Below are 26,986 nucleotides of genomic sequence, written 5' to 3' on the forward strand. Positions count from 1 at the left end.
CGGGAGTCGGAGGCCCAGACAGAGGCGGCCGGTCTCAGCACCACCGCCGTCCTGCCGTACGCCAGGTCCAGCACCTCGTCGCGGACCCGGTGGCTGCGGGCGTGGATGATGGTCGCGCCCGTCGACGCCGTCGCGCTGGTCGCTCCGCTGCTGCTGACGCAGAACTACTGGCGCGGGACCCTGGCCAACGCCGTCCTGACGGTGGCCTTCTTCGCGGTCGGCGGTCTCTACCGACCCCGCCGTCACGTGAGCATTCTGGACGAACTGCCGAGCCTCGGTGGGCGACTGCTCGCCTCCGCCGCAGTGGTGGCCATCATCGCGGCGGAGCGCCACTCCTCGGTGACGTACGTGGGCGGGTTCATGCGGGGTGTCGCGCTGTCGGCGGCGCTCGTGATCCTCGGGCGCGCGGCCAGCAGGGCGTTCACCGTCCTGTCCCGCAAGCGTCGGTGGGCGGAGCACAACGCGATCATCGTCGGCGGTGGGCCGATCGGTGTCGAACTCGCCCGGTTGCTGCGCCGCTACCCGCAGTACGGTCTGCGGTTCGTCGGCTGCGTCGACGCTCCGTCCCGCGAGGGCACCGGGGTGCTTCCGTTGAGCGGCACGCTGTCCGACCTCGACCACCTTGTGCGGTTGCTGGAGTGCGAGGTCCTGGTCATCGCCGACCCGGACTGCGACGAGTCCACGCTCATGGAGACCCTGCTACGTCCCCGCAGCTCCCACTGTGACCTCTGGGCGGTGTCGCGCCTGTGGGGTTCCCGTTCGCACAGTGGTTACCCGGACCACATCGGCGCGTTCCCGATCGTCAAGATCGGCGACATCTCGCTGACCGGTCCGCGGTGGGCCATCAAGCGGGCGTCCGACATGCTGTTCGCCGCTGTCGCACTGATCCTGCTGAGCCCCGTGCTGCTGCTCTGCACCATCGCCACGTTCATCGACGGGGGCCGGGGCATCTTCTTCTATCAGGAGCGGATCGGCCGGTACGGCAAGCCGTTCGAGGTCATCAAGTTCCGGTCGATGCGTCCGGTGAACGAGCAGGAGTCGCAGACCAACTGGTCCATCGCGCACGACCGGCGGGTCGGGCCGATCGGCCGGTTCATGCGTCGGACCTCGCTGGACGAGCTGCCCCAGCTGTGGAACATCCTGCGCGGCGACATGAGCGTCGTCGGGCCGCGGCCGGAGCGGCCCTACTTCGTGGAGAAGTTCTCCGCCGAGTACCCGAACTACGCGGCGCGCCACCGCGTACCCGTCGGGCTCACCGGTCTCGCCCAGGTCAGCGGCCTGCGCGGCGACACCCCGATCTCCGACCGGGCGCGGTTCGACAACTACTACATCGAGAACTGGTCGCTGTGGTTGGACGTCAAGGTCGTGCTCCGTACGGTCGCGGAAGTCTTCCGCGCCGGGGGCCGCTGACCAAGCCGCCGGCCATTCGGTTGCCACGGACGAGATTCGGTGCCTGCGGGTAGAACCGCTCGGGCGATTGCAGGTGAAGCGGCCATCCGGTAGAAATCACCAGCGGCGTACGACTCGTCGTACTGCACGTGTCGCAAATGTGGGGGGCGAAACGGCGTGTCGCTGGTCAATGCTGCTCGGCCGTCGCCGGGCTCTGACGCGACACCACCCCCCGGCCGTCGCGCGGTGCATCTGCTCCGGCGGCTCCTCGCACCCGAACGTCTCTTCATCGGCGCCCTGGGCCTCACCGGCCTGGCGGCGGTCCTGTCGGTGGCGCTGCCCCCGGCGGAGCGTGGCGAACTCTCCGCGAACATGGTGGGCGCCACGCTGGGCGCCGCCATCGGTGGTCTGTCGCTGGACACGTTCCTGCTGTCCCGCCCGGCCGGCTGGGTCTTCTCCCGGGGCCGTCCGTGGGTCCTCGCCCTGTTGGGGGCCTCGATCATCCTCTCCGCTGTCGCCGCCGCGTTGCTCATCGCGGTTGCCGGCCTCGGTAGCTACGTGATCGCTGTGGGGTCCGCGGCGGGTCTGACCATCTTCAACACGGTCTCGTCGATCGCGCTGCGGCAGAAGAGCTTCATGGCCGTCTACGCGATGCGTGCGGTGAGTGGGGCGATCCTAGTCGGCGGTTACCTCGCCCTCTACGCCGCCGGGCACCTCGACGGCGGTCTGTGGAGCGTGGTCTGGCTCGCCGTCCAGTGGGTCAGCGCTCTCGCCGTGTGCGTCCTGGTGCTGGGAATGGTCCGGCGCGTCGGGCCCGCGCCGGCGCCCACGGCCCGGGCTCTGGACTACCGCTCCGACCTGCTCGCGGCCGGAAATCTGCACACCGGGATCTTCGCGCAGATGATGACATTGCGGTTCAACCAGATTCTGGTGGCCAGGTTCGTCGGGGCCGGACCACTCGGCGTCTACACCCTCGCGGTCGCGGCGTTGGAGTTCGCGCAGGCCGGTGCCGTGGTTCGCGCTCAACGGATCCTCGCCGAGCGGGACGTCGACGCAAGGTCACACCGGGCCGCACCTGTTGTCAGGGCGGCGCTTCCGGTGGCCCTGGCCGCCGTGGCCGCACTGGCCGTGTTGGGCTTCCTGCAGCCGGAGTACCGGCATGCCTGGATCGTGGGGCTCTGCCTCCTGCCGGGGACGCTGGCCGCCGCAGCCGGCAAGACCTGGAGCTCCCTGCTGTTGAAGATGCGCGGCGAAAAGGCGACGACGGTCGCGGCGGTCATCACACTGGCCGTCGCGATAACCGCCTACTTCGGGGTCATTCCCTGGGCTGGCGTGATCGGAGCGGCGCTGGCCTCATCGCTCGCCTACGGCGTACACGCCTTCATCTCTCGTACGAGCTTGCGAAAGTCGCAGCCGCGAAGTCCTGGGACGGTATGAGTTGGATGTCTCGATTGTGGTCCTCGCGTGGGAGGACTACGACCGCACGCGTGCCTGCGTACTGTCGTTGCCCCGCGAGACGGAAATCGTCGTCGTCGACAACGGAAGCTCGGAGGACATCCGGCAGGCGCTGAGCGAGTTCTGCGCTCAGCAGGGCGTCCGCTACGTCCAGTCCGGCTCCAACCTGGGTTACGCCAGGGGGATGAACCTGGGTGTCCGGCACACCACCAGGACGAACGTCATCCTGTCGAACAACGACATCATCGTGCACGAGGGCACCGTTGAGCGCCTGCTGCAGGCACTCGACGATCCTGCGGTGGGGGCAGCTTTCCCGGGTGTCGTCACCCCGTCGGGCGTTGCCCAGACGGAGGGTGGTCGCTTCCTGAGCGTGCCTGTCGGGCTTGCCCACGCCACCGGTCTGAGCATGGTCCTGCCGAACCTGCGGATCATCGCCGAGCCGGCGAAGGCGGACTGGCTGACCGGGCCGTTCGTGGCGCTGCGGCGAAGCACCCTCGATGCGATCGGTGGCGTCGACGAAACATCCTTCTTCTACGGCGAGGACATGCGCCTGTGCTGGGCGGTGCAGCAGCGGGGCCTGCGCCTGGCGTACCTGCCCGACGCGGTGATCATGCACGAGGACGACGTCACCGCCAAGCGGCGCTGGACCGAGGAAGAGATCTCCCAGCGTCGGACGCGTGAGTTCATCCGTGCCACCCGGCAGATGGCCGGCAGGCGGGGCCAGATCGCCAGCGCCGCATTTGTGGTGGGGGTGCTGCTGCGGGCGGCCGTCGGGCCGAATCCGGTGCGGCGGGCGATCGCACGGGGCGCTGTCGAAGGACTACGTGCCCGATGAAGGTGTTGTTCGTCTGTACCACGGGCGGGTCCGGCCGGCGCCAGTTCGGTGGCGCGGAGCGGATCTTGACGGAGATCATCCCCGCGCATGCGCGGACCAACGTCGACGTCATCGCCGCCACCTCCGACGACGAGGTGGGTGCCTCCCTCCGGGAATCCGGAGTCCCGTGGGTCAATCTCAGCGCGACAAGTCGGGTCGACCTGGGGTACGCCCGTTCGCTTCGGCGTCTCGTCAACGAGGTCAAGCCGGACGTGGTGTGTGCTCACCTACTGTCCGCGGCGATGCACTCTCGGGCCGCCCTGGCCACCGAACGCCGTGGTACACCCCTGGTGGTCACCATGCACACCAGCCTGTGGCAGTTCCGCGACACGGCGCCATCGTTGAAGCGGAAGGCCAGCATCCAGTCCAACATCACGCTCGACCTCGTCATGCGTCGCCTGCGTCCGCACGCGAGCGTGGCCGTGTCGCAGTTCGAGGCCGACGAGCTGCGCAACCGTGGCCATGTCGAGAACGTCCATCTGATCCCCAATCCCCTCCCGGCGGCCTGGCCCGTTTCGGCACCGCCGCGGATGCCGGACCCGTCCCGTCGGATCGTGGTGGGATATCTGGGCCGGGTGGAGCCTGAGAAGGGCGTCGACCTGATACCCGACGTCGCGTCGCTCATGGCGGACACCGATTTCAAGATCGCCGGTAGCGGGGCGCTGGCCCTGGATCCCCGACCGAACCTGGAACTCGTCGGCCGGGTCAACGCCGCCGATTTCCTACGCCAGATCGATTGCCTCGTCGTGCCGTCCCGGGTCGAGGCCTTCGGCCTGAGCGCCCTCGAGGCGATGTCCCTGGGCGTACCGGTGGTCCACTCGGGTGCGGGAGGCTTGGCCGAGGTCACCCAGCACGCAGCCGGAACGCTGGCATTCCAGAGCGACCTCACACCTACGTCGATCGCCTCCGCCATCCGCCAGGCCGTCGGGGCGACGACCGCGGAGCAGCGACGCACCATTGCGGACTGGTACGCGAAGGAGTACGCCTTCGATCGGTGCGTGGAGCGGTGGCAGAGCCTCTACCGGTCACTCCTGACGAGGAACCCAGAATGATCTTCCAGAAGTACCTGACCATCGGGCTCTGGGTCGCCGCGGTCGCCGTCGTCGTACCGATCTTCCTGGTCAACCCGGCAGCAGGGGTGGTGGCGGCGTTCGCCGCCATCGCGCTCATCGCGGCGCGGTCCGCCATGTGGCTCGCGGTCTGTTCCGCCGCGTGGTCGCTCGTATTCCTCGCCGTGATCACGGTTCCGGGGCCATACGACTCCCCGGCGGGCCGCAACGCCATCCCGGTGCTCGGGGTCTTCGTTGCCTGCTTCCTCGCCGCCTGGTATGTCGGTCGACGGCTGGCCGGCCGCGGCCGGCCGAACGCCGCGGCGGAGCCACCGAAGGCTCCGCCACTGTGGTGGATTCAGCCAGCGGGCCATGACCGGCTCTCCGGCTCCTCCTTCGGCGGCGCGACCCGGTCGACCCGACCCACGTTGCAGTGGCCGTCGGACCGCCGCCTGACAGCTTTCCTGCTGGTCGTGCTGCTCATCGCGATCATCGGAGCCGCACTGAAGTTCCGGGGTGAGTTGCCTCCGCTCTTCGCCGACAACCCGGACGTCGCCCGGGCGGAACTGGGCCTCAGGTCGAACATCGTCGTAGGTCTGCTCGCCGAGGCGTGGACGCTCGGCATGGCGATCTCTCTCCTTCGGGTGCTGAACGGCAAGGCCGAGACCCGCTGGCGGTACCTGCTCCTGGTCCTGGTCTTCACGTTCGGGGCAGCGCTCGGAGCCAGCAAGAACTCGGTGCTGGTCGGGATCGTCCCGGCGCTTGTCGCCGCACTCTCCACGCGGCGCGAGTCGGGCGGCATGAGTGCCAAACAGCGCCAGGTCGCGGCGCTGGTCGTGGTCCTGGTCGGCCTCGGCGTGGTGGGCGGTGCGGTCTACCTCGGCGGGCAGCGCACCCTGGCCGGCACCGGCACGTTCGAGGACCAGTTTCGGGCTCAGTACGGTGGCAATCCGATCTATACGAGCGTGGGGTCCCTTGACCTTTCGCTCAGTTCGTCGGTAGAGACGTTCGGTCGACTCTGGGAGCACCGGGAGGAGTACGACCCGGCTTGGGGTCGCTACTCGTTGACCTTCACCGGTTCTGTCGGAGAGCGGCTCCTCGGGCCGGTCGACCTTTACAAGATCACCGGCGGGCTCAGTCAGCCGTTCTACATGAACACCGCGACTTTCGTGGCGGTGCCCCTGATGGACTTCGGGCCGGTCGGCGCGGGACTGGTTCTGGCCCTGACCGGGCTCATCGTCGGCTTCGCCGAACGTCGACTGAGCGACACCCACAGCCCAGCACACCATCTCGGGCGCGCCTTCCTCATCTACTACGCCACCTTCGGGGTCTACGAGTACTACCCGGTCATCCAGCCGTTCTGGCTGTCTCTGGTGCCCGGAATCGTCGTGTTCTACCTGGTGAGCAATCGTTCCAAGCTGGCGATGCCGGCCTGGCCCAAGCTGGTGATGCCGACATGGAAACGCTAACAATCGTCACGGTGCTCTACCGGTCCGCCAGCATGCTCGCCGAAACGCTGCCGACCTGGGTACGAAGTGCCGACGGTCTTCCGGTGCGATTCCTCTTCGCCGACAACTCGCCGGAGGACGGCTGCCAGAAGGTCATCGCCGACTGCCTGGCCGATGACCGCTACGAGTACCTGCCCGACCCGTCGAATCCCGGTTTCGCGACGGGTTGCAACCGGGCGGTGGCGAACACGACGACGAGCCACGTCCTCCTGCTCAATCCGGATGTGTGGCTGCCCGAGGACGCGCTCGCGAAGATCTGTGCCGCCGTGGCCGAGGCTCCCGGAACACCGATCGCGGTCGGTCTGGCGATGCACGGCGGCGAGTACGTCGGCATCGACCTGAACCCGATCTCGCTGTTCATCGATCGGCCCGCCACAGCGGCACGCGGACCGCTGGGTCCGTCGGGTGGCGCCGCCGTGTTCCCGACCGACCTGTTCCGTCGGTTCGGCGGGTTCTACGAGCACCTGTTCGCCTGGGGTGAGGACGCCGACCTGGCGTTCCGCCTCTACGCGTCTGGCGTACACACACGCCGGTCGGAGCTGGTGCTGCCGCATGCGGGCGGCCACAGCGTCGAGGGTGATCACAAACTTCAGGCGTTCCGCGCCTTTCTGCTGGCCCGCAACCGGCTCCTGGTTGCGGCCCGCACCTTCACCTGGCCACTGATGCTCGTCGCGATTCCGGTGCTGGCCCTGGCGCACCTCGGGCTGGCTGTCCGCCGTGTGCGTCAGGGTCTGCTGCGGCCGTTCCTCCGTGGCGTGGGCGAGGGCCTGCGTGGAGGGCCGAGCGCCCGCCGCCAATGGCAGGGCAAGCGGTTCGGCTTTGCCACCTTGTTCAGCTACCTGACAGTTCGGAGAACGTGATGACAGGACGTCGCTGGAGTGTCGTGACGGTCACCTACAACTCGGCGGAGACGCTGCGCAAGTGCTGGCGTGGCGAGGCCAAGCCGTACGAGTGGATCGTCGTGGACAACTGTTCCTCCGACGATTCGGTCGCGGTCGCGGAGGAGTTGGGCGCGCAGGTCATCCGGCTGCCGGAGAATGTCGGCTTCTCCAGAGCCAACAACGTCGGGCTACGCCAGGCGGCGGGCGAGTACGTCCTGTTCGCCAACCCGGACCTCGAGATCAGCCCCACCGACGGGTTCGACGTGCTGCAGCGCCACCTCGACGCGCACGGCGGCCTGGCAGCGCCGCAACTGCTAGCCTCGGACGGGATTCCCCAGCCCAACGGCCGCGGCTTTCCCTACGCCACCGCAAAGCTGGGCAACCGAAAGCTCTGGCCGTTGTCCCGGTTGCACGCCTCATACCGGTTGACGGCCGATCCTGGCACAGCGGTCTGGGTGGCCTGGGTCATGGGCGCCGCAGTCGCCGCACGGACCACGGACTTCATCGAGCTGGGCGGCTGGAACGAGCAATTCTTCCTCTATTACGAGGACCACGAACTCGGTCTGCGCGCCTGGCGCAACGGGTTCCCGGTCGCCCTGCTCGGTGATGTCCGATGGACACACCACTGGGGCCGCGCGACGAACTCGTTCCGGTGGTCACGAGCGCACACACTGGAGCTGCGCAGCGCCCGGACGTTCTTCGGCATGTTTCCGGAGTTCCTGACCGGGCTGCCGCCGGCGCCGCGCCGGCACCGGCAGGCGGCGCGCCTGGTCGGCTCGCCGGTGCCCGCCGTGGACGACAGCACGGGCGGGCCCGTGGCCGCGCCAGGGCAGCGGGCGACGACGTAGCCGCCCGATTCCTCGCTCGGGCGCTGTGGACGGCTTCGCGCTGGGCGAGGTCGGCGAAGGCCGCTGGCCGCGGCCAGGACTCTGACGGGCGATGACGAGAGGGGCTCGCGTGGCAGTGATCACCGCCGATGGTCAGGCCATGTCCGCGGGCCCATCGGACGCCCGCTCCCGGCTCGCGCGGTTCGGCTGGACCTTCGTCCGCGGCATCTGGTTCTTTCCGGCCCTACTCGCCGTCCTCCTGACGCTGCTGACCGTCCTGCAGATAAGCGGCTCGTCGATGGGCGTCTACCAGTCCATGCTGTACGGTTCGCAGCCGGACGCGAACCTGCTGCTCAACGAGCCGCAGCTGATCCGGTCGGATGAGTGGATCGTCAACACTCAGCTGACCATCGCGCAGGACGCCGCCGGCTATCCCCGGATCAACCCGAACATCGGGCAGGGCGCGGACGTCTCCGTGGTCGTGGATGTGCCATACAAGGAATGGTCGACGGCCTTCAAGCCGCACAACCTCGCATTCCTGGTGCTCCCGCTCGACTACGCCTTCGCACTCAAGTGGTGGCTGATTGCGCTGCTGCTCATCCTGAGTGGCTACTGCTTCGTGTTGGTCCTGATACCGGGCCAGTACTGGCTTGCCGCCGGGCTCTCGTTGACACTCTTCTTCAGCCCGTTCGTGCAGTGGTGGTACCAGTACAACACGCTCGCGCCGCTGTACTACGCGCTGTTCATCGCCACGGTCTTCGTTCTGCTGCTGCGTTCGAAACGGCTGCTCACCACCATTGCCTGGGCAGTACTTCTGGCGTACCTGCTCACCTGTTTCGCGCTGATCCTCTATCCGCCTTTCCAGATTCCCTGCGCCCTGGCGCTGGCCATATTCTGTGTGGGTCACCTTGTCGAGCGGTACGGCGCACCGCGCACTGCCCGGCTACGCCAGTTGGTCTTCGCCGCAGCGTCGCTCGTGGTCGCAGGCATCCTGATCGGCTTATTCGTCGCCACCCGTCTGGATGTCATCAACACGGTCCTGCAGACCGCCTACCCGGGCCAACGCCTCACCCGAAGCGGCGGCTTCGACCTGGCCCACCTGTTTTCCGGGCACACCAGCCTGGGCCTGGAGTCGAGCAGCTCAGCAGCGAAATACAGCCTTCCGGAAAAGGGGCTGACCAATCAGAGCGAGAACTCCAATTTCCTGCTCATGCTCCCATACCTGATCGCACCGTCCCTCTACCTGCTGTACCAGACGCACCGAACCAGACGCATCGTCGACTGGCCGCTACTGCTCGTCAACCTTGCATTCCTGGGAGCACTCGCCTGGCTGTTCGTGCCCCATCTGAGCGCCTTCGGCAGGCTTCTGTTTCTGGATCGGGTGCCGCATACGAGGCTGCTCATCGGCATCGGCCTGCTCAATTTCATCGGGCTGGTGCTGTTCGTCCGGCGGCTTCACGACCAACGGTCGGCTCTGCCAGGCCGCACCGCCATCATCGGCTACACGCTCGCACTGCTGCTCGTCCAGACCTTGCTCAGCCTGCACGTGGTGCGGACCTTTCCCGGCTACCTGCACCTCGGCGGCTTCGCCCTGTCGCTCGTTCCCGTGCCGTTGGTCGCCTATCTGGCACTGCGACGCCGCTTCGCCTGGGCCACATCGGTCCTACTGGCCGTCTCGGTCGCCATGACGGCCTTCATCCATCCGCTCTACCGTGGCACGACGACCTTGACCCAGACGCCGCTGTCCCGGTCCATCCGAGCCATGACCGCTGAAGATCCGGATGCCGTCTGGGCCGCCGAGGTGGGCATCATCCAGAACTTCGCCTACATGAACGGTGCTCCGTCACTGTCCGGCGTCTACGCGTACCCGCAGTCCCAACTGTGGCGGACCGCCGACGAGCAGGGCCAGCAGGATTTCGTCTACAACCGCTACGCGCACGTCTGGTTCACGTTCGACCGGAATCCCGCCGTCATGTCAACGACCACCTTCACCCTCACAGGGGCGGATCACTTCCGGGTCAACACCGAGCCTTGCGGCCCCTTTCTCCGGCAGCATCGCGTCAAGTACCTCGTGACGGGCACCGAGATCAACGAGTCGTGCCTAAAACTGCGCGACACGATCCGCTATCCGGAAGCCACGTTCCTCATCTACGAGTTCTGGTAGGCCTGCCCGAACTCCGGCGCCCACCGACGTTCAGCTGTTCCGATGCCACAGGTCCCGTAGCGCGTCCCAGTTGCCGCCGATCCCGGCATCACACGGGGTCTCGAAATACACCGAGCCCAGCCGGTCGTCACGGTCCCACCAGATGCCGCACATGACGGGCCGCCCGTCGCCGGGATCGCCGGCGTACTCCACGTAGCTGCCCGTGGCCCCGCTGGCTCCACCAGTGGTTCGCGCCCCCTGCCTGATACCCGGTGACAGGGTGCCGGCGACGAAGGCGAGCTGCTCACGGTAGGCGCGCGCGGCGTCCTTCGTCGTCGTGGACTCGAAGAGCGCGAAGTGGACGGACACGTTGCCGTACCGGCAGAAGACGTGCCGTTTTTCGTCCTTCGGCAGCTTCGGACCGGCGGCCTCTCGGTCGGACGCGCAATCGCCCATCCGGCCGAGCCAAGGCTCGGCGAGCGGCACCAGATCGGGGTCGAACTTCGCCTTGTTCAGGGCGTACTGGGTCTTCTCGAACAGCGGCGCGGGTGGGCTGGCCGACGGCTGACTCGCGGGCTTCGCGTCGCCGCTGAGGGCGCCGCCCCCGAGGAGTCCGGCACCGCCGGCCAACACGGCGGTCAGGATGATGGCGCCGACCCACAGCCCCGTTCGACTGCGCTGCGGTCGCGCCACCGGGGCGATCCGCCGCCCACCGGAGGACGAGAGCGGATCGAACGACGGGACCGGTGCGACACTGGGGGTGTACGCCGGGGACTGCGGTGCGGCGGAGACCGGCGGCGGTGCGGGCGAGGCCGGCGCCGCAGAGACCGGCTGCGGGGACGCCGACACTGGCTGCCCGGAGACGGGGCTCATGTGCACCGCCCACGGAAGCTGCGGCATCTCCGACACCAGCTCGGGCGCCTGCGACTGCGGGGGGCCGCTGGCCTGCTGCGGCACGCCGGACACCGGAGGCGCCGACGAGGGCGGAGCCGACGAGGGCGGAGCCGAGACCGGCACGTCGGGCACCGGCTGGTAGTCCATGCCGAGGCTCTGGAAGAGCCGCTGCGGGGCGTGCCCCTGCTCGGCCCGGTAGGCCACCCAGGGGTGGGCGGCCGACAGGTCGGCGGCGGCGTACTGGTGACCGCCGGCGGCCTGCGCCAGCGCGTTGGCCGCGGTGCCGAAGGCTTCGCGCCAGCGCTGGTCGGACGCGGCGACCCCGTCCAACACGGCCACGGTGGCGAACTGCCCCTGCCCGTCCACTGCCGCCCAGGCCTTACCAACCTGGCACGCGCCCAACAAATGGGTGTACCTGTACGGGCTCTCCGGCTGCATGCCACTCCTCCGCTCAACCGCCGTGCGGATCCTACAGAGCCTGTGCCAACTCAGCGTCCCGCCGGTCGGCCGAACGACAGGTCGGTAGAACGAGTGGTTCATGCGAACCCTTGCCGTCTGAAAGTTTTAATGCATAGAGTCCTGGCGTGAATGAAGGAGCTGTCGGGGCGCCGGTCGAGCAGGTGCTCGATCTGTTCGACGGGGTGCGACTCACCCCGACCCAGCGCCGGATCGCGCACTGCCTCGTCCAGCACGCCCCGGCCGTGGCGTACCTCTCAGCGGCCGAGGTCGCCGAGTTGGCCGGGGTCAGCCAGCCGTCGGTCACCCGATTCGCCGTCGCACTCGGCCACGACGGCTACCCGGCCCTGCGCCGCCGGCTGCGCGACCTGACCACCGCCGCGCCCGGCGGGCCGGCGGACGCCGGCAACGAACTCCAGCAGGCGGTACGCGCCGAGATGGGCAACCTGGACCGGCTCGCCGGTCAGCTCGCTGACCGGGACCGGATCGCCGAGACCGGCCGGCTGCTCGCCGCCAGCCGCCCGCTGCCGGTGCTCGGCCTGCGGGCCGCCGCGCCCCTGGCCGCCTACTTCGCCTACTTCGCGGCCAAGGTGCACCCGGACGTGCGGGTGCTCGACGACGGCGGCAGCCTGCTCACCGATCGCCTGGAGCAGGCAGCCGAGGCCGGGGCCGGCGCGCTGCTCGCCTTCGTGCTGCCCCGCTACCCCCGGGAGACCCTGGACGCGCTGCGCGAGGCACGCGCCGCCGGGTTGACCGTGGTGGCGATCACCGACTCGCCGGTCAGCCCGGCCACCGAGCACGCCGACGTGGTGCTGCCCGCCGCGGTCGGCGCCCAGCTCGTCTTCGACCTGCACACCGCACCGATGACCCTGGCCATGGTGCTGTTGCAGGCGATCTGCGACGCCGCGCCGGCCGACACCCAGCGCCGCCTGGAGGCATTCGAAGCCTCCGCGGCCCGCCGTCAGTTGTTCCTGGGATGACCGGAGGAGACCAGAGATGACCCAGCCCGTCCGTGCCGCACGGGGCAGCCAGCTCACCGCCCGTGGGTGGCCGCAGGAGGCCGCCCTGCGGATGCTCATGAACAACCTCGACCCGGAGGTTGCCGAACGCCCCGACGACCTGGTGGTCTATGGCGGCACCGGCAAGGCCGCGCGGGACTGGCCGTCGTACCACGCGCTGGTCCGCACGCTGACCGACCTGCGCGAGGACGAGACGATGCTGGTGCAGTCGGGCCGTCCGGTCGGGGTGATGCGCACCCACGAGTGGGCGCCCCGGGTGCTGCTGGCCAACTCCAACCTGGTCGGCGACTGGGCTACCTGGCCGGAGTTCCGCCGGTTGGAGCAGCTGGGCTTGACCATGTACGGGCAGATGACCGCCGGCTCGTGGATCTACATCGGCACCCAGGGCATCCTCCAGGGCACCTACGAGACGTTCGCCGCGGTGGCCGCCAAGCGGTTCAAGGACACCCTCGCGGGCACGCTGACGCTCACCGCCGGGTGCGGCGGGATGGGCGGTGCGCAGCCGCTCGCGGTCACCATGAACGGCGGCGTCTGCCTGATCGTTGACGTGGACCGGACCCGCCTCGACCGGCGGGTGCACGACCGCTACCTGGACGAGGTGGCCGACTCGCTGGACGACGCGGTGCGGCGGGTGCTGGCTGCGAAGCGGGACCGGCGCGCGCTCTCCGTCGGCGTGGTCGGCAACGCCGCGGAGGTCTTTCCCGAGCTGCTGAACCGGGGCGTCGAGATCGACATCGTGACCGATCAGACCAGCGCGCACGACCCGCTGGCGTACCTGCCGGTGGGGGTGGAGCTGGCCGACGCCCGGGAGTACGCGGCGGCGAAGCCGGTCGAGTTCACCGACCGGGCCCGGGCGTCGATGGCGAAGCACGTCGAGGCGATGGTCGGCTTCCTCGACGCCGGCGCCGAGGTCTTCGACTACGGCAACTCGATCCGGGGCGAGGCGCAGCTCGGCGGCTACCAGCGCGCCTTCGACTTCCCCGGCTTCGTGCCGGCGTACATCCGGCCGCTGTTCTGCGAGGGCAGGGGTCCGTTCCGGTGGGCGGCGCTCTCCGGCGACCCGGCCGACATCGCCGCCACCGACCGGGCGATCCTGGAGCTGTTCCCGGAGAACGAGTCGCTGGCCCGCTGGATCAAGCTGGCCGGTGAGCGGGTCGCCTTCCAGGGCCTGCCGGCCCGGATCTGCTGGCTCGGCCAGGGCGAGCGGGACAAGGCAGGTGTGCGGTTCAACGACATGGTCGCCTCCGGCGAACTCTCCGCCCCGGTGGTGATCGGCCGGGACCACCTGGACACCGGCAGCGTGGCAAGCCCGTACCGGGAGACCGAGGGGATGGCCGACGGCTCCGACGCGATCGCTGACTGGCCGCTGCTCAACGCACTGGTCAACACGGCCAGTGGCGCCTCCTGGGTGTCCATCCACCATGGCGGTGGGGTGGGCATCGGCCGCTCCATCCACGCCGGGCAGGTCTGTGTGGCCGACGGCACCGCCCTCGCGGGGCAGAAGATCGAGCGGGTGCTCACCAACGACCCGGCCATGGGTGTGATCCGTCACGTCGACGCCGGCTACGACTCCGCCCGCGCGGTCGCGGAACGCACTGGCGTCCGCGTCCCGATGACGGAAGGGCCGGCGTGACCGACGACCTTCCCGGCCGGTTCCGGACGCTGTGGGACGAGATCGCGCCGATCGGGCGGGACGCCGGCAGCGGCGGCTACCTGCGCTACGCGTTGACCGAGCCAGAGCTGGAGCTACGCAGCTGGTTCCGGTCGCAGGCCGACCGCCGAGCCATGCCGGTCACCGAGGACGGCAACGGCAACCTCTTCGCGCACTGGGGTGACCCGGAGGCCGGGGACGCGGTGCTGACCGGCAGCCACTTCGACTCGGTGCCGCACGGCGGGGCGTACGACGGGCCGCTCGGCATCGTGAGCGCGTTCCTCGCCGTGGACGAGTTGCGCGCCGCCGGCGTCGCGCCGGGCCGGCCGCTGGTGCTGGGCGCGTTCGTCGAGGAGGAAGGGGCACGCTTCGGCGTACCGTGCCTGGGGTCGCGGTTGCTCACCGGGGCGCTCGCGGTCGACCGCGCGGCCGGGCTGCGCGACGCGGCCGGGGTGAGCTTCGCCGAGGCGCTCGGCGACCAGCCGGCGGGCGCCCGCCCGGAGCTGCTGGGCCGGTTCGGCGCCTTCGTGGAGCTGCACGTCGAGCAGGGCCGCGCGCTGGTCGAGACGGACGCGCCGGTCGCGGTGGCCAGCGCGATCTGGCCGCACGGCCGGTGGCGCTTCGACGTTGTCGGCGAGGGCAACCACGCGGGTACCACCCGGATGGCCGACCGCCGCGACCCGATGCTCACCTACGCGTTCACCGTGTTGGCGGCCAACAAGGAGGCCCGGCTGCGCGGCGCGCACGCCACGGTGGGCCGGGTCGCCGTCGAGCCGAACGCCACCAACGCCATCCCGTCGAAGGTCACCGGTTGGCTGGACGCCCGGGCCGCCGACCCGGAGACCCTCTCCGGGTTGGTCGACGCGGTGCGGGGCAAGGTCGCCGAGCGGGCCCGTCGCGACGGTACGGCGGTGACGCTGACCGAGGAGTCAGCGACGCCGCTGGTCGCCTTCGACGGCGGGCTGGCCGGCCGGCTGGCCGCACTGCTCGACGCGCCGGTGCTGCCCACCGGCGCGGGGCACGACGCCGGAGTGCTCGCCGCGCACCTGCCCACGGCCATGCTCTTCGTGCGCAATCCGAGCGGGGTGTCGCACTCCCCCGCCGAGGCGGCCACCGACGCCGACTGCGCCGCCGGGGTACGGGCTCTGGCCCGCGTCCTTGAGGAGCTGATATGCCGGTGACCCCGACCCGCTGGCTCGCCGAGTACGCCTGGCTGCCCAACTACGCCGAGCCCACGCCCGACGTGCTGATCGAGACCGATGGGGAGCGGATCACTGGCGTGACGCCGTTGACCGCCGGAAGCCGGCCGCCGGCCGGGGTCGAGGTGTACGCCGACGCCGTGCCACTGGCCGGGCTGACCCTGCCGGGGCTGTCCAATGTGCACTCGCACGCGTTCCATCGGGCGCTGCGCGGGCGCACCCACGGCGGCCGGGGCGACTTCTGGAGCTGGCGGGACCGGATGTACGCCGTCGCGGATCGCCTGGATCCGGACACCTACCTCGCCCTGGCCCGGGCGGTCTACGCCGAGATGGCGCTGGCGGGGATCACCTGCGTCGGCGAGTTCCACTACCTGCACCATCGCCCCGACGGCGGCGCCTACGACGATCCGAACGCGATGGGTGCGGCCCTGGTCGAGGCCGCCGCGCATGCCGGGATCCGGCTCACCCTGCTGGACACCTGCTACCTGACGGCCGGCGTGGACGGCCGGGCGCTGGCCGGGCCGCAGCGGCGTTTCGGTGACGGCGACGCGACCCGGTGGGCCGAGCGGGCGGCGGCGTTCCAACCGACGGACTCCCACGCGCGGGTCGGCGCTGCCGTGCACTCGGTGCGGGCGGTCCCCGCCGACCAGCTCGGCACGGTGGCCGCCTGGGCACGGGACCGGTCGGCGCCGCTGCACGTGCACCTCTCCGAGCAGCCCGCCGAGAACGACGAGTGTCGGGCCGTGCACGGCCGCACGCCGACCGCGCTGCTCGCCGAGCACGGCGTGCTCGGATCGAACACCACGGCCGTGCACGTCACCCACCCGACCAGCGGTGACCTGACGCTGCTCGGGGAGAGCCGGACCGGGGCGTGCCTCTGCCCGACAACCGAGCGGGACCTGGCCGACGGGATCGGCCCGGCCCGCCGGATGGCCGACGTGGGGATCCAGCTGAGCCTGGGCAGCGACAGCCACGCCGTGATCGACCTCTTCGAGGAGGCCCGGGCGGTGGAGCTGGACGAACGGCTGCGCACCCGGCGGCGCGGCCACTTCACCCCGGTCGAGCTGCTCAGCGCCGCCAGCGCCGCCGGGCACGCCGCGCTGGGCTGGGCCGACGCCGGGCGGATCGCCGTGGGAGCGCGCGCCGACCTGGTCACGGTACGGCTGGACAGCGCCCGCACCGCCGGGGTACCGCCGGTTGGCGCGTTCTTCGCGGCCGGGGCGGCGGACGTCGAGCAGGTCGTGGTGGACGGCCGTGTGGTGGTGGCCGAGGGCAGGCACCTGAGCGTGGACGTGCCGGCCGAGTTGTCGGCCTCGATCCAGGCGGTGACACCAGCATGAGCAGCCTGCTGGTCGACAACATCGGGGAGCTGGTCACCAACGGCGCTGGCGAGGGCCCGCTGGGCATCCGCCGCGACGCGGCCGTGCTGGTCGAGGACGGCCGGGTGGCCTGGGTCGGGCCGGCGTCGTACGCGCCGGCCGCCGACCGGCGGGTCGACGCCGGTGGGGCAGCCGTGCTGCCCGGCTTCGTGGACAGCCACGCACACCTGGTCTTCGCCGGCGACCGGGCCGCCGAGTTCGCCGCCCGGATGGCCGGCCAGCCGTACACCGGCGGCGGCATCCGGACCACGGTCGGCGCGACCCGGGCCGCCAGTGACGACGACCTGCGGGCCACCGTACGCCGATTGCGCGGGGAGGCCCTGCTCCAGGGCACCACCACCATGGAGATCAAGAGTGGGTACGGGCTGACCGTCGCCGACGAAGCCCGCTCGCTGCGGATCGCCGCCGAGACCAGCACCGAGACCACCTTCCTCGGCGCGCACGTGGTGCCCGCCGAGTACGCCGGCCGTCCCGACGACTACGTCGGGCTGGTCTGCGGGCCGATGCTGGCCGCCGCCGCGCCGCACGCGAAGTGGATCGACGTGTTCTGCGAGCGGGGTGCCTTCGACGTCGACCACGCCCGGGCCATCCTCGCCTGCGGGCAGGCCGCCGGGCTGGGCGTGCGGGTGCACGCCAACCAGCTCGGCCCCGGCCCCGGTGTCCAGCTCGGCGTGGAACTGGGCGCCGCCAGCGTCGACCACTGCACCCACTTGAGCGACGCCGACGTGGACGCGCTGGCCTCGGCGACCACCGTGGCCACCCTGCTGCCCGGTGCCGAGTTCTCCACCCGCTCGCCCTACCCGGACGCCCGCCGGCTGCTCGACGCCGGCGTCACCGTCGCGCTGGCCACCGACTGCAACCCCGGCTCGTCGTACACCTCGTCCATGCCGTTCTGTGTGGCCCTCGCCGTCCGCGAGATGCGGATGACCCCGGCGGAGGCGGTCCGGGCCGCGACGCTGGGCGGCGCGCGGGCGCTGCGCCGCGACGACATCGGCGTGCTCACCCCCGGCGCCCGGGCCGACCTCGTCGTCCTGGACGCCCCCTCGTACCTGCACCTGGCCTACCGGCCCGGTGTCCCACTGATCCGCCAGGTCCTGCTCAACGGAGTGCCGCAATGACGACCGTGACCATCCAACCCACCGGAATCTCCGCCGACGACGTGCTCGCGGTGGCCCGCGGCACCGCCACGGTGGTGCTCGACCCGGCCACCCGGGAGGCGATGGCGACCAGCCGCGCGATCGTGGACGGCATCGAGGCCGCCGGGCGGCCCGTGTACGGCGTCTCGACCGGGTTCGGGGCGCTGGCCAACACCTTCGTCGCCCCGGAGCGGCGGGCCGAGCTGCAACACGCGCTGATCCGCTCGCACGCCGCCGGGGTGGGCGCCCCGATGCCGCGCGAGGTGGTCCGGGCGATGATGCTGCTGCGGGTCCGGTCGCTCGCCCTGGGCCGCTCCGGGGTCCGCCCGCTGATCGCCGAGGCGCTGGTCGACCTGCTCAACCACGACATCACGCCGTGGGTGCCGGAGCACGGCTCGCTGGGCGCCTCCGGCGACCTGGCGCCGCTGGCACACTGCGCGCTGGTGCTGCTCGGTGAGGGCTGGGTGCTCGGCCCGGCCGGCGATCGGCAGGACGCGGCGGACGCGCTGGCCGCGGCGGGGCTCAAGCCGATCGAGCTGGCCGCCAAGGAGGGGCTGGCGCTGATCAACGGCACCGACGGAATGCTCGGCATGCTGCTGCTGGCCATCCACGACGCGGCGCACCTGTTCGCCATGGCCGACGTGACCGCCGCGCTGGCGATCGAGGCGATGCTCGGCTCGGAGCGGCCGTTCCTTCCCGAGCTGCACGCGATCCGGCCGCACCCCGGCCAGGCGACGTCGGCGGCGAACATCCACCGGCTGCTGCAGGACTCCCGGGTGATGGACTCGCACCGCGACGACCTGGCGCACGCCGTGCAGGACGCGTACTCGATGCGCTGTGCGCCGCAGGTGGCCGGCGCGGCCCGGGACACCCTGGACTTCGTCCGCACGGTCGCGGGCCGGGAGCTGGTGTCCGTGGTGGACAACCCGGTGGTGCTGCCGGACGGCCGGGTCGAGTCGACCGGTAACTTCCACGGCGCGCCGCTCGGCTTCGCCGCGGACTTCCTCGCCATCGCTGCCGCCGAGGTGGGCGCGATCGCCGAGCGGCGGGTGGACCGGCTGCTGGACGTCACCCGCTCCCGGGAGCTACCGGCGTTCCTCTCCCCCGACGCCGGGGTGAACTCCGGGCTGATGATCGCCCAGTACACGGCGGCCGGGATCGTCGCGGAGAACCGGCGACTGGCCGCCCCGGCCTCGGTGGATTCGCTGCCCACCAGCGGCATGCAGGAGGACCACGTCTCGATGGGCTGGGCGGCGGCCAAGAAGCTGCGCACGGTGCTGGACAACCTGACCAGCCTGCTCGCGGTGGAGCTGTTGGCCGGCGTACGCGGCCTTCAGCTGCGCGCCCCGCTGGAGCCGTCGCCGGCCGGCCGGGCCGCGGTCGCTGCACTGGGCGGAGCGGCCGGTGAGCCGGGCCCGGACGTGTTCCTCGCCCCGGTGATGGAGGCGGCCCGCGCGGTGCTGGCCGGCCCGGAACTGCGCGCCGCCATCGAACGGGAGGTCGGCCCGCTGGGCTGACCTCTGCGGGGTCGCTGTCGTCCGCCGCGGGTCAGGCGGCGGGCGGCAGCACCTTGGCGACCAGCTTGGCCAGCTCGCGCAGCGCCTTGCCGCGGTGGCTGATCGCGTCCTTCTGCTCCGGGGTCAGCTCGGCGTTGGTCCGGTCCTGCCCGTCGCCCAGGAAGATCGGGTCGTAGCCGAACCCACCGTCGCCACGCGGGGCGCGCAGCACCCGCCCGGACTGCCGGCCGTCGACCAGGTGCTCCTTGCCACCGGGCAGCACCAGCGCCACCGTGCAGACGAAAGAGGCGGCTCGCTCCTCGTCGGGCACGTCGGCGATCTGATCCAGCACCAACTGGAGGTTGGCATGGTCGTCGCCGTGCTGGCCGGACCACCGGGCGCTGAACACACCCGGCATCCCGTTGAGCGCGTCCACCGCCAGCCCGGAATCGTCGGCGATGGTCGGCAGCCCGGTACGCCGGCAACCCTCCCGCGCCTTGATCAGCGCGTTCTCGCCGAAGGTCAGGCCGGTCTCCGGCAGCTCCGGGTACTGCTCGACGTCATCCAGCCCGAGCAGGGCGATCCGGTGCGCGCCGAGCGCGGCGTCCAGGATCCGCTGGAGTTCCACCAGCTTCTTTCGGTTGCGCGTGGCGAGCAGGACCTTGTTCATGAGAGATCACCTTTGTTCGCGGCTGCAGGGCTCGCAAGCGCACTCCTCGCGCTCACGGGCCGAGGGCCTTCCGCTGGGCTTCGGCCAGGTCCGCGCAGCCGGCGACGGCCAGGTCGAGCAGGGCGTCGAGCTGCTCCCGGGCGAACACGCCCGCCTCGCCGGTGCCCTGCACCTCGACGAAGTCGCCCGCACCGGTGCAGACCACGTTCATGTCCACCTCGGCGGCCACGTCCTCCTCGTAGCAGAGGTCGAGCCGCGCCTCGCCGGCGATGATCCCCACGCTGACCGCGGCCACCGAGCGGTGCATCACCTTCTCCGGCTTCCCGGCCAACGCCTTGCGGGCGGCCAGCCAGTCCACCGCGTCGTGCAGCGCCACGTACGCGCCGGTGATCGCGGCGGTCCGGGTGCCGCCGTCGGCCTGGAGCACGTCGCAGTCGAGCACCACCGAGTTCTCGCCCAGCGCCTTGAGGTCGATGCAGGCGCGCAGGCTGCGGCCGATCAGCCGGGAGATCTCATGGGTCCGGCCACCGACCCGACCCTTGACGCTCTCCCGGTCGGAGCGGGTGTTGGTGGCCCGGGGCAGCATCGCGTACTCGGCGGTCACCCAGCCGAGCCCGGAGCCCTTGCGCCAGCGGGGCACCCCCTCGGTGACGCTCGCCGTGCAGAGCACCCGGGTGCCGCCGAACTCGACGAGCACCGAGCCCTCCGGATGGGTGCTCCAGCCTCGGGTCAGGGTCACCGGTCGAAGTTGATCGGGCCCTCGCCCGTCAGGTCGCGCCATGCCTGCACCCTATGTGGTGCGGTGATCTCCCTGCCCCGGGGTGCCCCGACCGGACTCCGCGCCGTGCACCCGGACGAATCCGGCGACGGCCGCCGGCCAGCCGAACTCCTCGGCCCGGGCCCGGGCGGCCCGCCGCCGCTCCGCCTCCGGCCGGGCCGCCAGCCGGGTCACCGCCGCGGCCACCGACGCCCCCGAGCCGTACGCGGCCAGCCCCGCCGTCCCGACCACCTCGGGCAGCGCGCTGGCCGCGTTGACCACCACCGGGGTGCCACAGGCCAGTGCCTCCAGCCCGGCCAGGCCGAAGGTCTCCACCGGGCCGGGTGCCAGCACCACGTCCGCGCTGGCGAGCAGAGCGGCCACCGCGGCGCGGTCGGGCAGGAAGCCGGTGAACGTGACGGGCAGGCCGGCGGCGCGGCGGGCCAGCGCGGTGCGCAGCGGGCCGTCCCCGGCCATCACCAGCACCGCCGGCACGCCGGCCCGGCGCAGCTCGGCCAGCGCCCGCACGGCCAGCTCGGGGCGTTTCTCCGGGGACAGCCGGGCGCAGTGCACCAGCAACAGCTCGGTCGGGTCGGCGTAGCGCTCACGCAGCCGCGGGTCGGCCCGGTCCGGACGAAAGGTGTCCAGGTCCACCCCGAGCGGCACCAGGTTTACGTTGTCCGCGCCAATCCGGTCGAACTCCTCGGCCGCCCAGCGGGTGGTGCACACGATCCGGTCGTACGCCCGGCTGGTCGCCCGGTTGAGCCGGTCGGCGGTCGGTCGGCGCAGCGCGTCCGGCACGCCCCACTGGCCGAGCAGCCCGGTCAGCGACTCGTGCGAGACCATCACCGACGGCACCCCGTGCGCCTTCGCCCAACTCCCCGTCCAGCGCAGCGACGACCGGTCGGAGACCTCCAACCGGTCCGGCGCCAACTCGGCGAGCACCCGGGCCAACCGGCGCCGACCGGCGAGCAGCCGGTAGCCGCCGCTGCCGGGCAGCTCCGGCCCGGGCAGAGTGACGACCCGACCCCACGGGTGCCTCTCGTCGGTGGCCCGTGGGCCGGGTATCACCAGCACCGGATCGTGCCCGGCCGCCCGGTAGCCCTCGCCGAGATGCCGCAGCGCGGTGCGCAGGCCGCCGGAGCGTGCGGTCACGAAGTTGGCGAGCCGCACGATCCGCAGCCCACCGGCGGTCCCGGTCACGATGCGGCTGGCAGGCCGACGGTGGCGGCCCCGGCCCGTACGGCGTGATAGTGGCCGATCAGCTCGTCGCCGACCGCGGCCCAGCTACGCCGGCCCACGGCGGCCCGGGCGGCCAGCCCGTACGCCCGCCGCCGGTCGGCGTCGGCGGCCAACTCGGCCACCGCGTCGGCGAGCGCGTCCCCGTCGTTCGGCGGCACCAGCAGCCCGGTCACCCCCGGGTCGACCAGGTCGACCGGCCCGCCGCTGGCCGGCGCCACCACCGGCACGCCGGAGGCCAACGACTCCTGGAGGGTCTGGCCGAAGGTCTCGTGCGGACCCGTGTGCACGAACAGGTCCAGGCTGGCGTAGAGCCGAGCGAGGTCCTCGCCGTGCTGCACCCCCAGGAAGTTCACCCCGGGCAGCGCTCGCGCCAGTTGGCGGCGGGCCGGGCCGTCGCCGGCCACCACCACCCGTACGCCCGGCAGCCGGGAGGTCGCCGCCAGCAGCTCCACCCGCTTCTCCGGGGCCAGCCGGCCGACGTAGCCGACCAGCAGTTCCCCGCCGGGGGCCAACTGGTGGCGCAGCGCCGCGCAGCGCTTGGCCGGGTCGAACCGGACGGCGTCGACGCCCCGGCGCCACAGCCAGATCCGCTGTACCCCGTTGGCGATCAGGTCGGCCGCGGCCCGGGTGGACGGGGCGAGGGTGCGCTGCGCCGAGTTGTGAATCTCCCGAAGCCGACGCCAGGCCGCCGCCTCACCCCAGCCCACCCGGTACGCCCGGGCATAGGCCGCGACGTCGGTCTGGTAGACCGCCACCGTGGGCAGCCGGTGCCGGCTGGCCAGCGTGGCCGCCCGAGCGCCGAGGATGAACGGACTCGCCAGGTGGACCACGTCCGGCTCGGCCGACAGCAGCGCCCCAGCCAGCCGGGTGGTGGTCGGCACGCCCAGCCGGAACCCCTGGTATCGGGGCAACGGCACGCTGGGGATGCGCACCACCGGGTACGGCAACCCGTCGGTGTCCTGCCGGCCGGCCCCGGACGGGGCGGGCGCGATGACGACCGGCTCGTGGCCCCGGGCGAGCAGGTGTTCCGCCGTCCGCACCACGGAGTGCGCGACGCCGTTCACGTCCGGCGGGAACGACTCGGTCACGATGGCGATCCGCATGCCCACACCGTGCGGGTGCCACGGGTGCGCCAGACGACCGTCCGCTGACCGGCTGGCGAACAGTACGGCACAAGACCGCTGGCCGACCCCGGAAGACCGGGACGCGATGGGTCAGACGTCGTAGCTGGCGCCGGCCCGGACCACCTCGAGCGGCCCGGTGTACGCCCCGGCGGCCGACTCCAGCGTGTGCGCCTCGCTGCCCCAGGCGGCCACCAGGTGGGTGAGCAGCAGCCGGCCCACCACGGCCTTGGTCGCCGTCTCACCAGCCTCCCGGCCGGTGAGGTGTAGATCCGGCGGATTGTCCGCGCCGTCGAGGTAGCTGGCCTCGCACAGGAAGACGTCGGCGTTCTGGGCCAGCCGCAGCAGCGCGTCGCAGGGCGCGGTGTCCGAGGAGTAGCAGAGCGATCGGCCGCCGTGCTCCAGCCGCACGCCGTACGTCTCGACGGGGTGGTTGACCCGGTCGACGGTGACCGTGAACGGCCCGATCGGGAAGGTGCCCGGTTGGAGGGCGTAGAACTGGTAGACGTCCTCCACGGTGCCGTCGTCGCCGTACGCGGCACTGAGCCGGTCCGGTGCGCCGGAGGGCGCGTACACCGGCAGCGCCGGGCGGGGGCCGTCCGGGGCGTACCGGCGGACCACCACGTACGACACGGCGTCGAGGATGTGGTCGCAGTGCAGGTGGGTCAGCAGGATCGCGTCCGGGGCGTGCAGCCCCGCGTACCGCTGGAGGCTGGACAGCGAACCTGAGCCGAAGTCGACCAGGAGCCGGAAGCCGTCCGCCTCGACGAGGTAGGCCGAACACGGCGACTCGGGGCCGGGGAAGCTCCCGGCGCAACCCAGAACGGTCAGTCGCATCGAGTCGTCTCGCTGTCACTGTCAGTAGCATCCGTGTCGGCCATCGTCCAGGCCGTGATCTCTACCGACGCGTGCGCCACGCTGCGCAGCCTACGCCGGGGTACCCGGCAGCAAGAATCATCCTTTGGAAGTTGTCACGAACGTGACACCTGTTCACGAGGCTGTGGACAGCGTGCGGGCCGCCGACGCGAGGGTCGACGGCCCGTACAAACCGACCAGGTTGGTCAGGCCCAGAGCTGGCCCTCCAGGGCGTCCTCGGCGTCGGCCAGCGTCCCGCCGTACGCGCCGGTGGACAGGTACTTCCAGCCGCCGTCGCAGACCACGAAGGCCACGTCGGCACGGCGACCGTCGCGGACCGCCTCATGCGCCACCGCGAGCGCGGCGTGCAGGATGGCGCCGGTGGAGAAGCCGGCGAAGATGCCCTCCACGTCGACGAGCTGCCGGGTGCGCAGCACCGCGTCCCGGGTGCCCACCGAGAAGCGCCGGGAGAGCACCGAGGCGTCGTAGAGCTCCGGCACGTACCCCTCGTCGATGTTGCGCAGGCCGTAGACCACCTCGCCGTAGCGCGGCTCGGCGGCCACGACCTGGATGCCGTCGACCTTCTCCCGCAGGTAGCGCCCGGTGCCCATCAGGGTGCCGGTGGTGCCCAGCCCGGCCACGAAGTGCGTGATGGTGGGCAGGTCGTGCAGCAGTTCCGGGCCGGTCGTCTCGTAGTGCGCCCGGGCGTTCGCCTCGTTGCCGTACTGGTAGAGCATCACCCAGTCCGGGTGCTCGGCGGCGATCTGCTTGGCCGTGGCGACGGCTTGGTTGGAGCCACCCGGCGCCGGCGAGAAAATGATCTCAGCGCCGTACATCCGGAGCAGCTGGACCCGCTCGGTGGAGACGTTCTCCGGCATCACGCAGACCAGCCGGTAGCCGCGCAGCTTGGCCACCATGGCCAGCGAGATGCCGGTGTTGCCACTGGTCGGCTCCAGGATGGTGTCACCCGTCCGGAGCCGGCCGGACTCCTCCGCGGCGCGGACCATGAACAGCGCCGCGCGGTCCTTGATGCTGCCGGTCGGGTTCCGGTCCTCCAGCTTGGCCCAGAGCCGCACCGGAGGCGCCCCGTCGGGCACCGTCGGGGAGAGTCGGGGCAGGCCGACCAGCGGCGTGCCCCCGCAGGCGTCGAGCAGGCTGTCGTACCGCGCCATGGCGACCGCCCTCAGCGGGCGGCGACGGCGCCGCGAGCCACCGCGGCTGCGGCGCTGTGCTGACTGATCGCCGCTGCCGCGGCGCTGTGCTGGCTGATCGCCGCTGCCGCGGCGAAGCCGAACGCGCCGCCGGCCACAGCCGGCAGGATGGTGACGCTGTCGCCATCGGCGAGCTTGGCGTCCAGCGCGCCGAGGAAGCGGACGTCCTCGTCGTTGACGTAGACGTTGACGAAGCGGTGCAGCGTGCCGGCCTCGGTGACCAGCCGGCCCCGCAGCCCGCCGTGCCGGGAGTCCAGATCGGCGAGCAGGTCGCTCAGGGTGTCGCCGGCGCCTTCGACGACCTTGGCGCCGCCGGTGTAGCTGCGCAGGATGGTGGGGATGCGAACCTCAATGGCCATGATGTCGTGCTCCTCGTTCAGGTGTGCCTACGGTGACGGGACGAAACGGGTGCGGCTGCTGACGGGTCAGCGGCCGGAACACTCGTAGTCGACCGTCGCCGGGCTCTGCCCGAACATGTAGGACTGGACGGCATGCGGGTCGACCCCGGCCTCCACGATCCGGACCGGCTCCTCGGCGATTACACCGTCGACGATCCGGAACGACCGGATCTCCTCCGAGTCGGGCTCGCGGGTCGAGACGAGCAGGTAGTGCGCGCCCGGCTCACCGGCGAAGGAGACGTCCGTCCGCGAGGGGTACGCCTCGGTGGCGGTGTGCGAGTGGTAGATGACCACGGGCTCCTCGTCCCGGTCGTCCATCTCCCGCCACACCCGCAGGTGCTCCATCGAGTCGAACTCGTAGAAGGTCATCGACCGCGCGGCATTGTCCATCGGGATGTGCCGGGTCGGGGTGTCGCTGCCGACGGGACCGGCGACCACGCCGCACGCCTCGTCGGGGTGGTCCCGGCGCGCGTGGGCGACGATCGCGTCGATGATCGACCGGTCGATGCTCAGCACGTGTTCCAGCCTAACGCCTGCCGGGCACGGGCCGAAGTGGTGCCGGTCACCGCTAATCGATCAAGGCGTTGAGCAGCGACTCCTGCAGATATCCCAGGTACGCGTAGACCGACAGCTGGAACACCCGGCTGGAGGCCGGGTCCTCAGCCACCGCGTCGTCCAACTCCTCGCCCAGGTCCGTGCCGTCCTTGATCTCCAGCCGGACGCCCATCGCCAGCCGGGCGTCGTTCAGCGCCCGCAGCCACGCCTCGGCCGCCTCGGCGTCCAGCCGCACCTCGCCGCCGGCCTCGTCGGGCAGCGCGGCCAGGATCGCCCCGGCCTGGTCGATCTTCGCGGTCTTCAGGTCGCCCTCGGTGTAACGGCGGAACTCGGCGGAGCCGGCCGCGTCCTCCGGGTAGACCGCCGGGAAGAGCCGGCCGACAACCGGGTCGGTGTGATCGAAGCCGTCGGTGAGCAGGCCGACCACCTCGGAGGCGACCTTGCGCAGCACCCGCACCTCGTCGACGGCGAAGGTGGCGACGTAGCGGCCGGCCTGGCGACGGAACATGCTCACGAGCGGTCCACCGTCGCCCACAGCCCATACGCGTGCAGCTGCGACGCGTCGTGCTCCATGCGTTCCCGGGCGCCGGTGGAGACCACGGCCCGGCCCTTGTGGTGCACGTCCAGCATGAGCTGCTCGGCCCTCTCCCGGCTGTAGCCGAAAAGCTTCTGGAAGACCCAGGTCACGTACGTCATCAGGTTGACCGGGTCGTCCCACACGATCGTCACCCATTGCCGGTCAGACGCCGGCACCTCGTCAGTGTCCGGCGTCTCGACCGGTGCAACCTGCGGAGCCGCCATGCCCCCCATCGTGCCACCGG

At 71.3% G+C, this 26,986-nt stretch carries 25 protein-coding genes; 14 read left to right on the forward strand and 11 right to left on the reverse strand.

Features of this window, described 5'->3' with window-relative positions; genetic code table 11:
* The first annotated feature begins 105 nt into the window (after positions 1-105).
* From ACFY29_RS34575 to ACFY29_RS34610, 8 genes are all read left to right on the forward strand, one after another.
* Positions 106-1,410 carry a sugar transferase gene (locus tag ACFY29_RS34575; protein WP_386992934.1) on the forward strand — a complete coding sequence of 435 codons (1,305 nt, stop codon included), beginning with the start codon at positions 106-108 and terminating at the stop codon, positions 1,408-1,410.
* A gap of 225 nt (positions 1,411-1,635) precedes the next feature.
* Complete coding sequence (locus ACFY29_RS34580) at positions 1,636-2,826, forward strand: hypothetical protein (protein WP_386992936.1); 1,191 nt, start codon at positions 1,636-1,638, stop codon at positions 2,824-2,826.
* A gap of 1 nt (position 2,827) precedes the next feature.
* Positions 2,828-3,679, forward strand: a complete 852-nt coding sequence (locus ACFY29_RS34585) for a glycosyltransferase family 2 protein (protein WP_386992938.1) — start codon at positions 2,828-2,830, stop codon at positions 3,677-3,679.
* Complete coding sequence (locus ACFY29_RS34590; RefSeq protein ID WP_386992940.1) at positions 3,676-4,770, forward strand: glycosyltransferase family 4 protein; 1,095 nt, start codon at positions 3,676-3,678, stop codon at positions 4,768-4,770. The genes ACFY29_RS34585 and ACFY29_RS34590 overlap by 4 nt, the downstream gene beginning before the upstream one ends.
* Complete coding sequence (locus ACFY29_RS34595; protein ID WP_386992942.1) at positions 4,767-6,236, forward strand: hypothetical protein; 1,470 nt, start codon at positions 4,767-4,769, stop codon at positions 6,234-6,236. The genes ACFY29_RS34590 and ACFY29_RS34595 overlap by 4 nt, the downstream gene beginning before the upstream one ends.
* Positions 6,224-7,135, forward strand: a complete 912-nt coding sequence (locus ACFY29_RS34600; protein ID WP_386992944.1) for a glycosyltransferase family 2 protein — start codon at positions 6,224-6,226, stop codon at positions 7,133-7,135. The genes ACFY29_RS34595 and ACFY29_RS34600 overlap by 13 nt, the downstream gene beginning before the upstream one ends.
* Entirely contained in the window at positions 7,135-8,004 is an 870-nt protein-coding gene (locus tag ACFY29_RS34605) for a glycosyltransferase family 2 protein (protein WP_386992946.1), read from the forward strand. The genes ACFY29_RS34600 and ACFY29_RS34605 overlap by 1 nt, the downstream gene beginning before the upstream one ends.
* Before the next feature lie 109 nt (positions 8,005-8,113).
* Positions 8,114-10,147 carry a hypothetical protein gene (locus ACFY29_RS34610; protein WP_386992948.1) on the forward strand — a complete coding sequence of 678 codons (2,034 nt, stop codon included), beginning with the start codon at positions 8,114-8,116 and terminating at the stop codon, positions 10,145-10,147.
* Positions 10,148-10,177: 30 nt separating this feature from the next.
* Here ACFY29_RS34610 and ACFY29_RS34615 read toward each other — a convergent pair whose 3' ends face one another.
* Complete coding sequence (locus ACFY29_RS34615; protein ID WP_386992950.1) at positions 10,178-11,458, reverse strand: hypothetical protein; 1,281 nt, start codon at positions 11,456-11,458, stop codon at positions 10,178-10,180.
* Positions 11,459-11,604: 146 nt separating this feature from the next.
* On the opposite strand from ACFY29_RS34615, the gene ACFY29_RS34620 reads away from it, so the two are divergent.
* The 6 genes from ACFY29_RS34620 to hutH are packed head-to-tail and all read left to right on the forward strand — an operon-like array spanning position 11,605 to position 19,377.
* Positions 11,605-12,456 (forward strand): MurR/RpiR family transcriptional regulator, encoded by an 852-nt coding sequence (locus tag ACFY29_RS34620; RefSeq protein ID WP_386992952.1) that lies wholly within the window; start codon positions 11,605-11,607, stop codon positions 12,454-12,456.
* A gap of 16 nt (positions 12,457-12,472) precedes the next feature.
* Positions 12,473-14,128, forward strand: coding sequence for a urocanate hydratase (gene hutU, locus ACFY29_RS34625; RefSeq protein ID WP_386992954.1), 1,656 nt, complete (start codon positions 12,473-12,475; stop codon positions 14,126-14,128).
* A complete protein-coding gene (locus ACFY29_RS34630; protein ID WP_386992956.1) occupies positions 14,125-15,327 on the forward strand; it encodes an allantoate amidohydrolase in 1,203 nt (400 codons plus the stop codon). The genes hutU and ACFY29_RS34630 overlap by 4 nt, the downstream gene beginning before the upstream one ends.
* Positions 15,318-16,685 (forward strand): formimidoylglutamate deiminase, encoded by a 1,368-nt coding sequence (locus ACFY29_RS34635; protein WP_386992957.1) that lies wholly within the window; start codon positions 15,318-15,320, stop codon positions 16,683-16,685. Before ACFY29_RS34630 ends, ACFY29_RS34635 begins: the two co-directional genes overlap by 10 nt.
* Positions 16,682-17,842, forward strand: coding sequence for an imidazolonepropionase (hutI, locus tag ACFY29_RS34640; protein WP_386992959.1), 1,161 nt, complete (start codon positions 16,682-16,684; stop codon positions 17,840-17,842). Before ACFY29_RS34635 ends, hutI begins: the two co-directional genes overlap by 4 nt.
* Positions 17,839-19,377 carry a histidine ammonia-lyase gene (gene hutH, locus ACFY29_RS34645; protein ID WP_386992961.1) on the forward strand — a complete coding sequence of 513 codons (1,539 nt, stop codon included), beginning with the start codon at positions 17,839-17,841 and terminating at the stop codon, positions 19,375-19,377. The genes hutI and hutH overlap by 4 nt, the downstream gene beginning before the upstream one ends.
* Before the next feature lie 31 nt (positions 19,378-19,408).
* On the opposite strand, the gene rdgB is transcribed toward hutH, so the two are convergent.
* The 10 genes from rdgB to clpS all read right to left on the reverse strand — a co-directional run bounded on the left by rdgB (position 19,409) and on the right by clpS (position 26,966).
* Positions 19,409-20,026, reverse strand: a complete 618-nt coding sequence (gene rdgB, locus ACFY29_RS34650) for an RdgB/HAM1 family non-canonical purine NTP pyrophosphatase (RefSeq protein ID WP_386992963.1) — start codon at positions 20,024-20,026, stop codon at positions 19,409-19,411.
* Positions 20,027-20,078: 52 nt separating this feature from the next.
* Positions 20,079-20,807 carry a ribonuclease PH gene (rph, locus tag ACFY29_RS34655; protein WP_386992965.1) on the reverse strand — a complete coding sequence of 243 codons (729 nt, stop codon included), beginning with the start codon at positions 20,805-20,807 and terminating at the stop codon, positions 20,079-20,081.
* Between the two features lie 9 nt (positions 20,808-20,816).
* Entirely contained in the window at positions 20,817-21,986 is a 1,170-nt protein-coding gene (locus ACFY29_RS34660) for a glycosyltransferase (protein ID WP_386992967.1), read from the reverse strand.
* On the reverse strand, positions 21,983-23,128 hold the full coding sequence (locus ACFY29_RS34665; protein ID WP_386992969.1) for a glycosyltransferase family 4 protein: 1,146 nt from the start codon (positions 23,126-23,128) through the stop codon (positions 21,983-21,985). The genes ACFY29_RS34660 and ACFY29_RS34665 overlap by 4 nt, the downstream gene beginning before the upstream one ends.
* 111 nt (positions 23,129-23,239) lie before the next feature.
* On the reverse strand, positions 23,240-23,983 hold the full coding sequence (locus ACFY29_RS34670; RefSeq protein ID WP_328424119.1) for an MBL fold metallo-hydrolase: 744 nt from the start codon (positions 23,981-23,983) through the stop codon (positions 23,240-23,242).
* A 224-nt stretch (positions 23,984-24,207) separates the two neighbouring features.
* On the reverse strand, positions 24,208-25,173 hold the full coding sequence (locus ACFY29_RS34675; RefSeq protein ID WP_328424117.1) for a pyridoxal-phosphate dependent enzyme: 966 nt from the start codon (positions 25,171-25,173) through the stop codon (positions 24,208-24,210).
* An 11-nt stretch (positions 25,174-25,184) separates the two neighbouring features.
* Positions 25,185-25,571, reverse strand: a complete 387-nt coding sequence (locus ACFY29_RS34680; protein ID WP_328424115.1) for a MoaD family protein — start codon at positions 25,569-25,571, stop codon at positions 25,185-25,187.
* 66 nt (positions 25,572-25,637) lie between these two features.
* Entirely contained in the window at positions 25,638-26,126 is a 489-nt protein-coding gene (locus ACFY29_RS34685; RefSeq protein WP_355610195.1) for a M67 family metallopeptidase, read from the reverse strand.
* A gap of 52 nt (positions 26,127-26,178) precedes the next feature.
* Positions 26,179-26,673 (reverse strand): DUF2017 domain-containing protein, encoded by a 495-nt coding sequence (locus tag ACFY29_RS34690; protein ID WP_172899170.1) that lies wholly within the window; start codon positions 26,671-26,673, stop codon positions 26,179-26,181.
* 2 nt (positions 26,674-26,675) lie between these two features.
* Complete coding sequence (gene clpS, locus ACFY29_RS34695; protein WP_088946433.1) at positions 26,676-26,966, reverse strand: ATP-dependent Clp protease adapter ClpS; 291 nt, start codon at positions 26,964-26,966, stop codon at positions 26,676-26,678.
* Between the last annotated feature and the right edge of the window lie 20 nt (positions 26,967-26,986).

This window comes from Micromonospora sp. NPDC000668, assembly GCF_042897975.1.
Lineage (GTDB): Bacteria > Actinomycetota > Actinomycetes > Mycobacteriales > Micromonosporaceae > Micromonospora.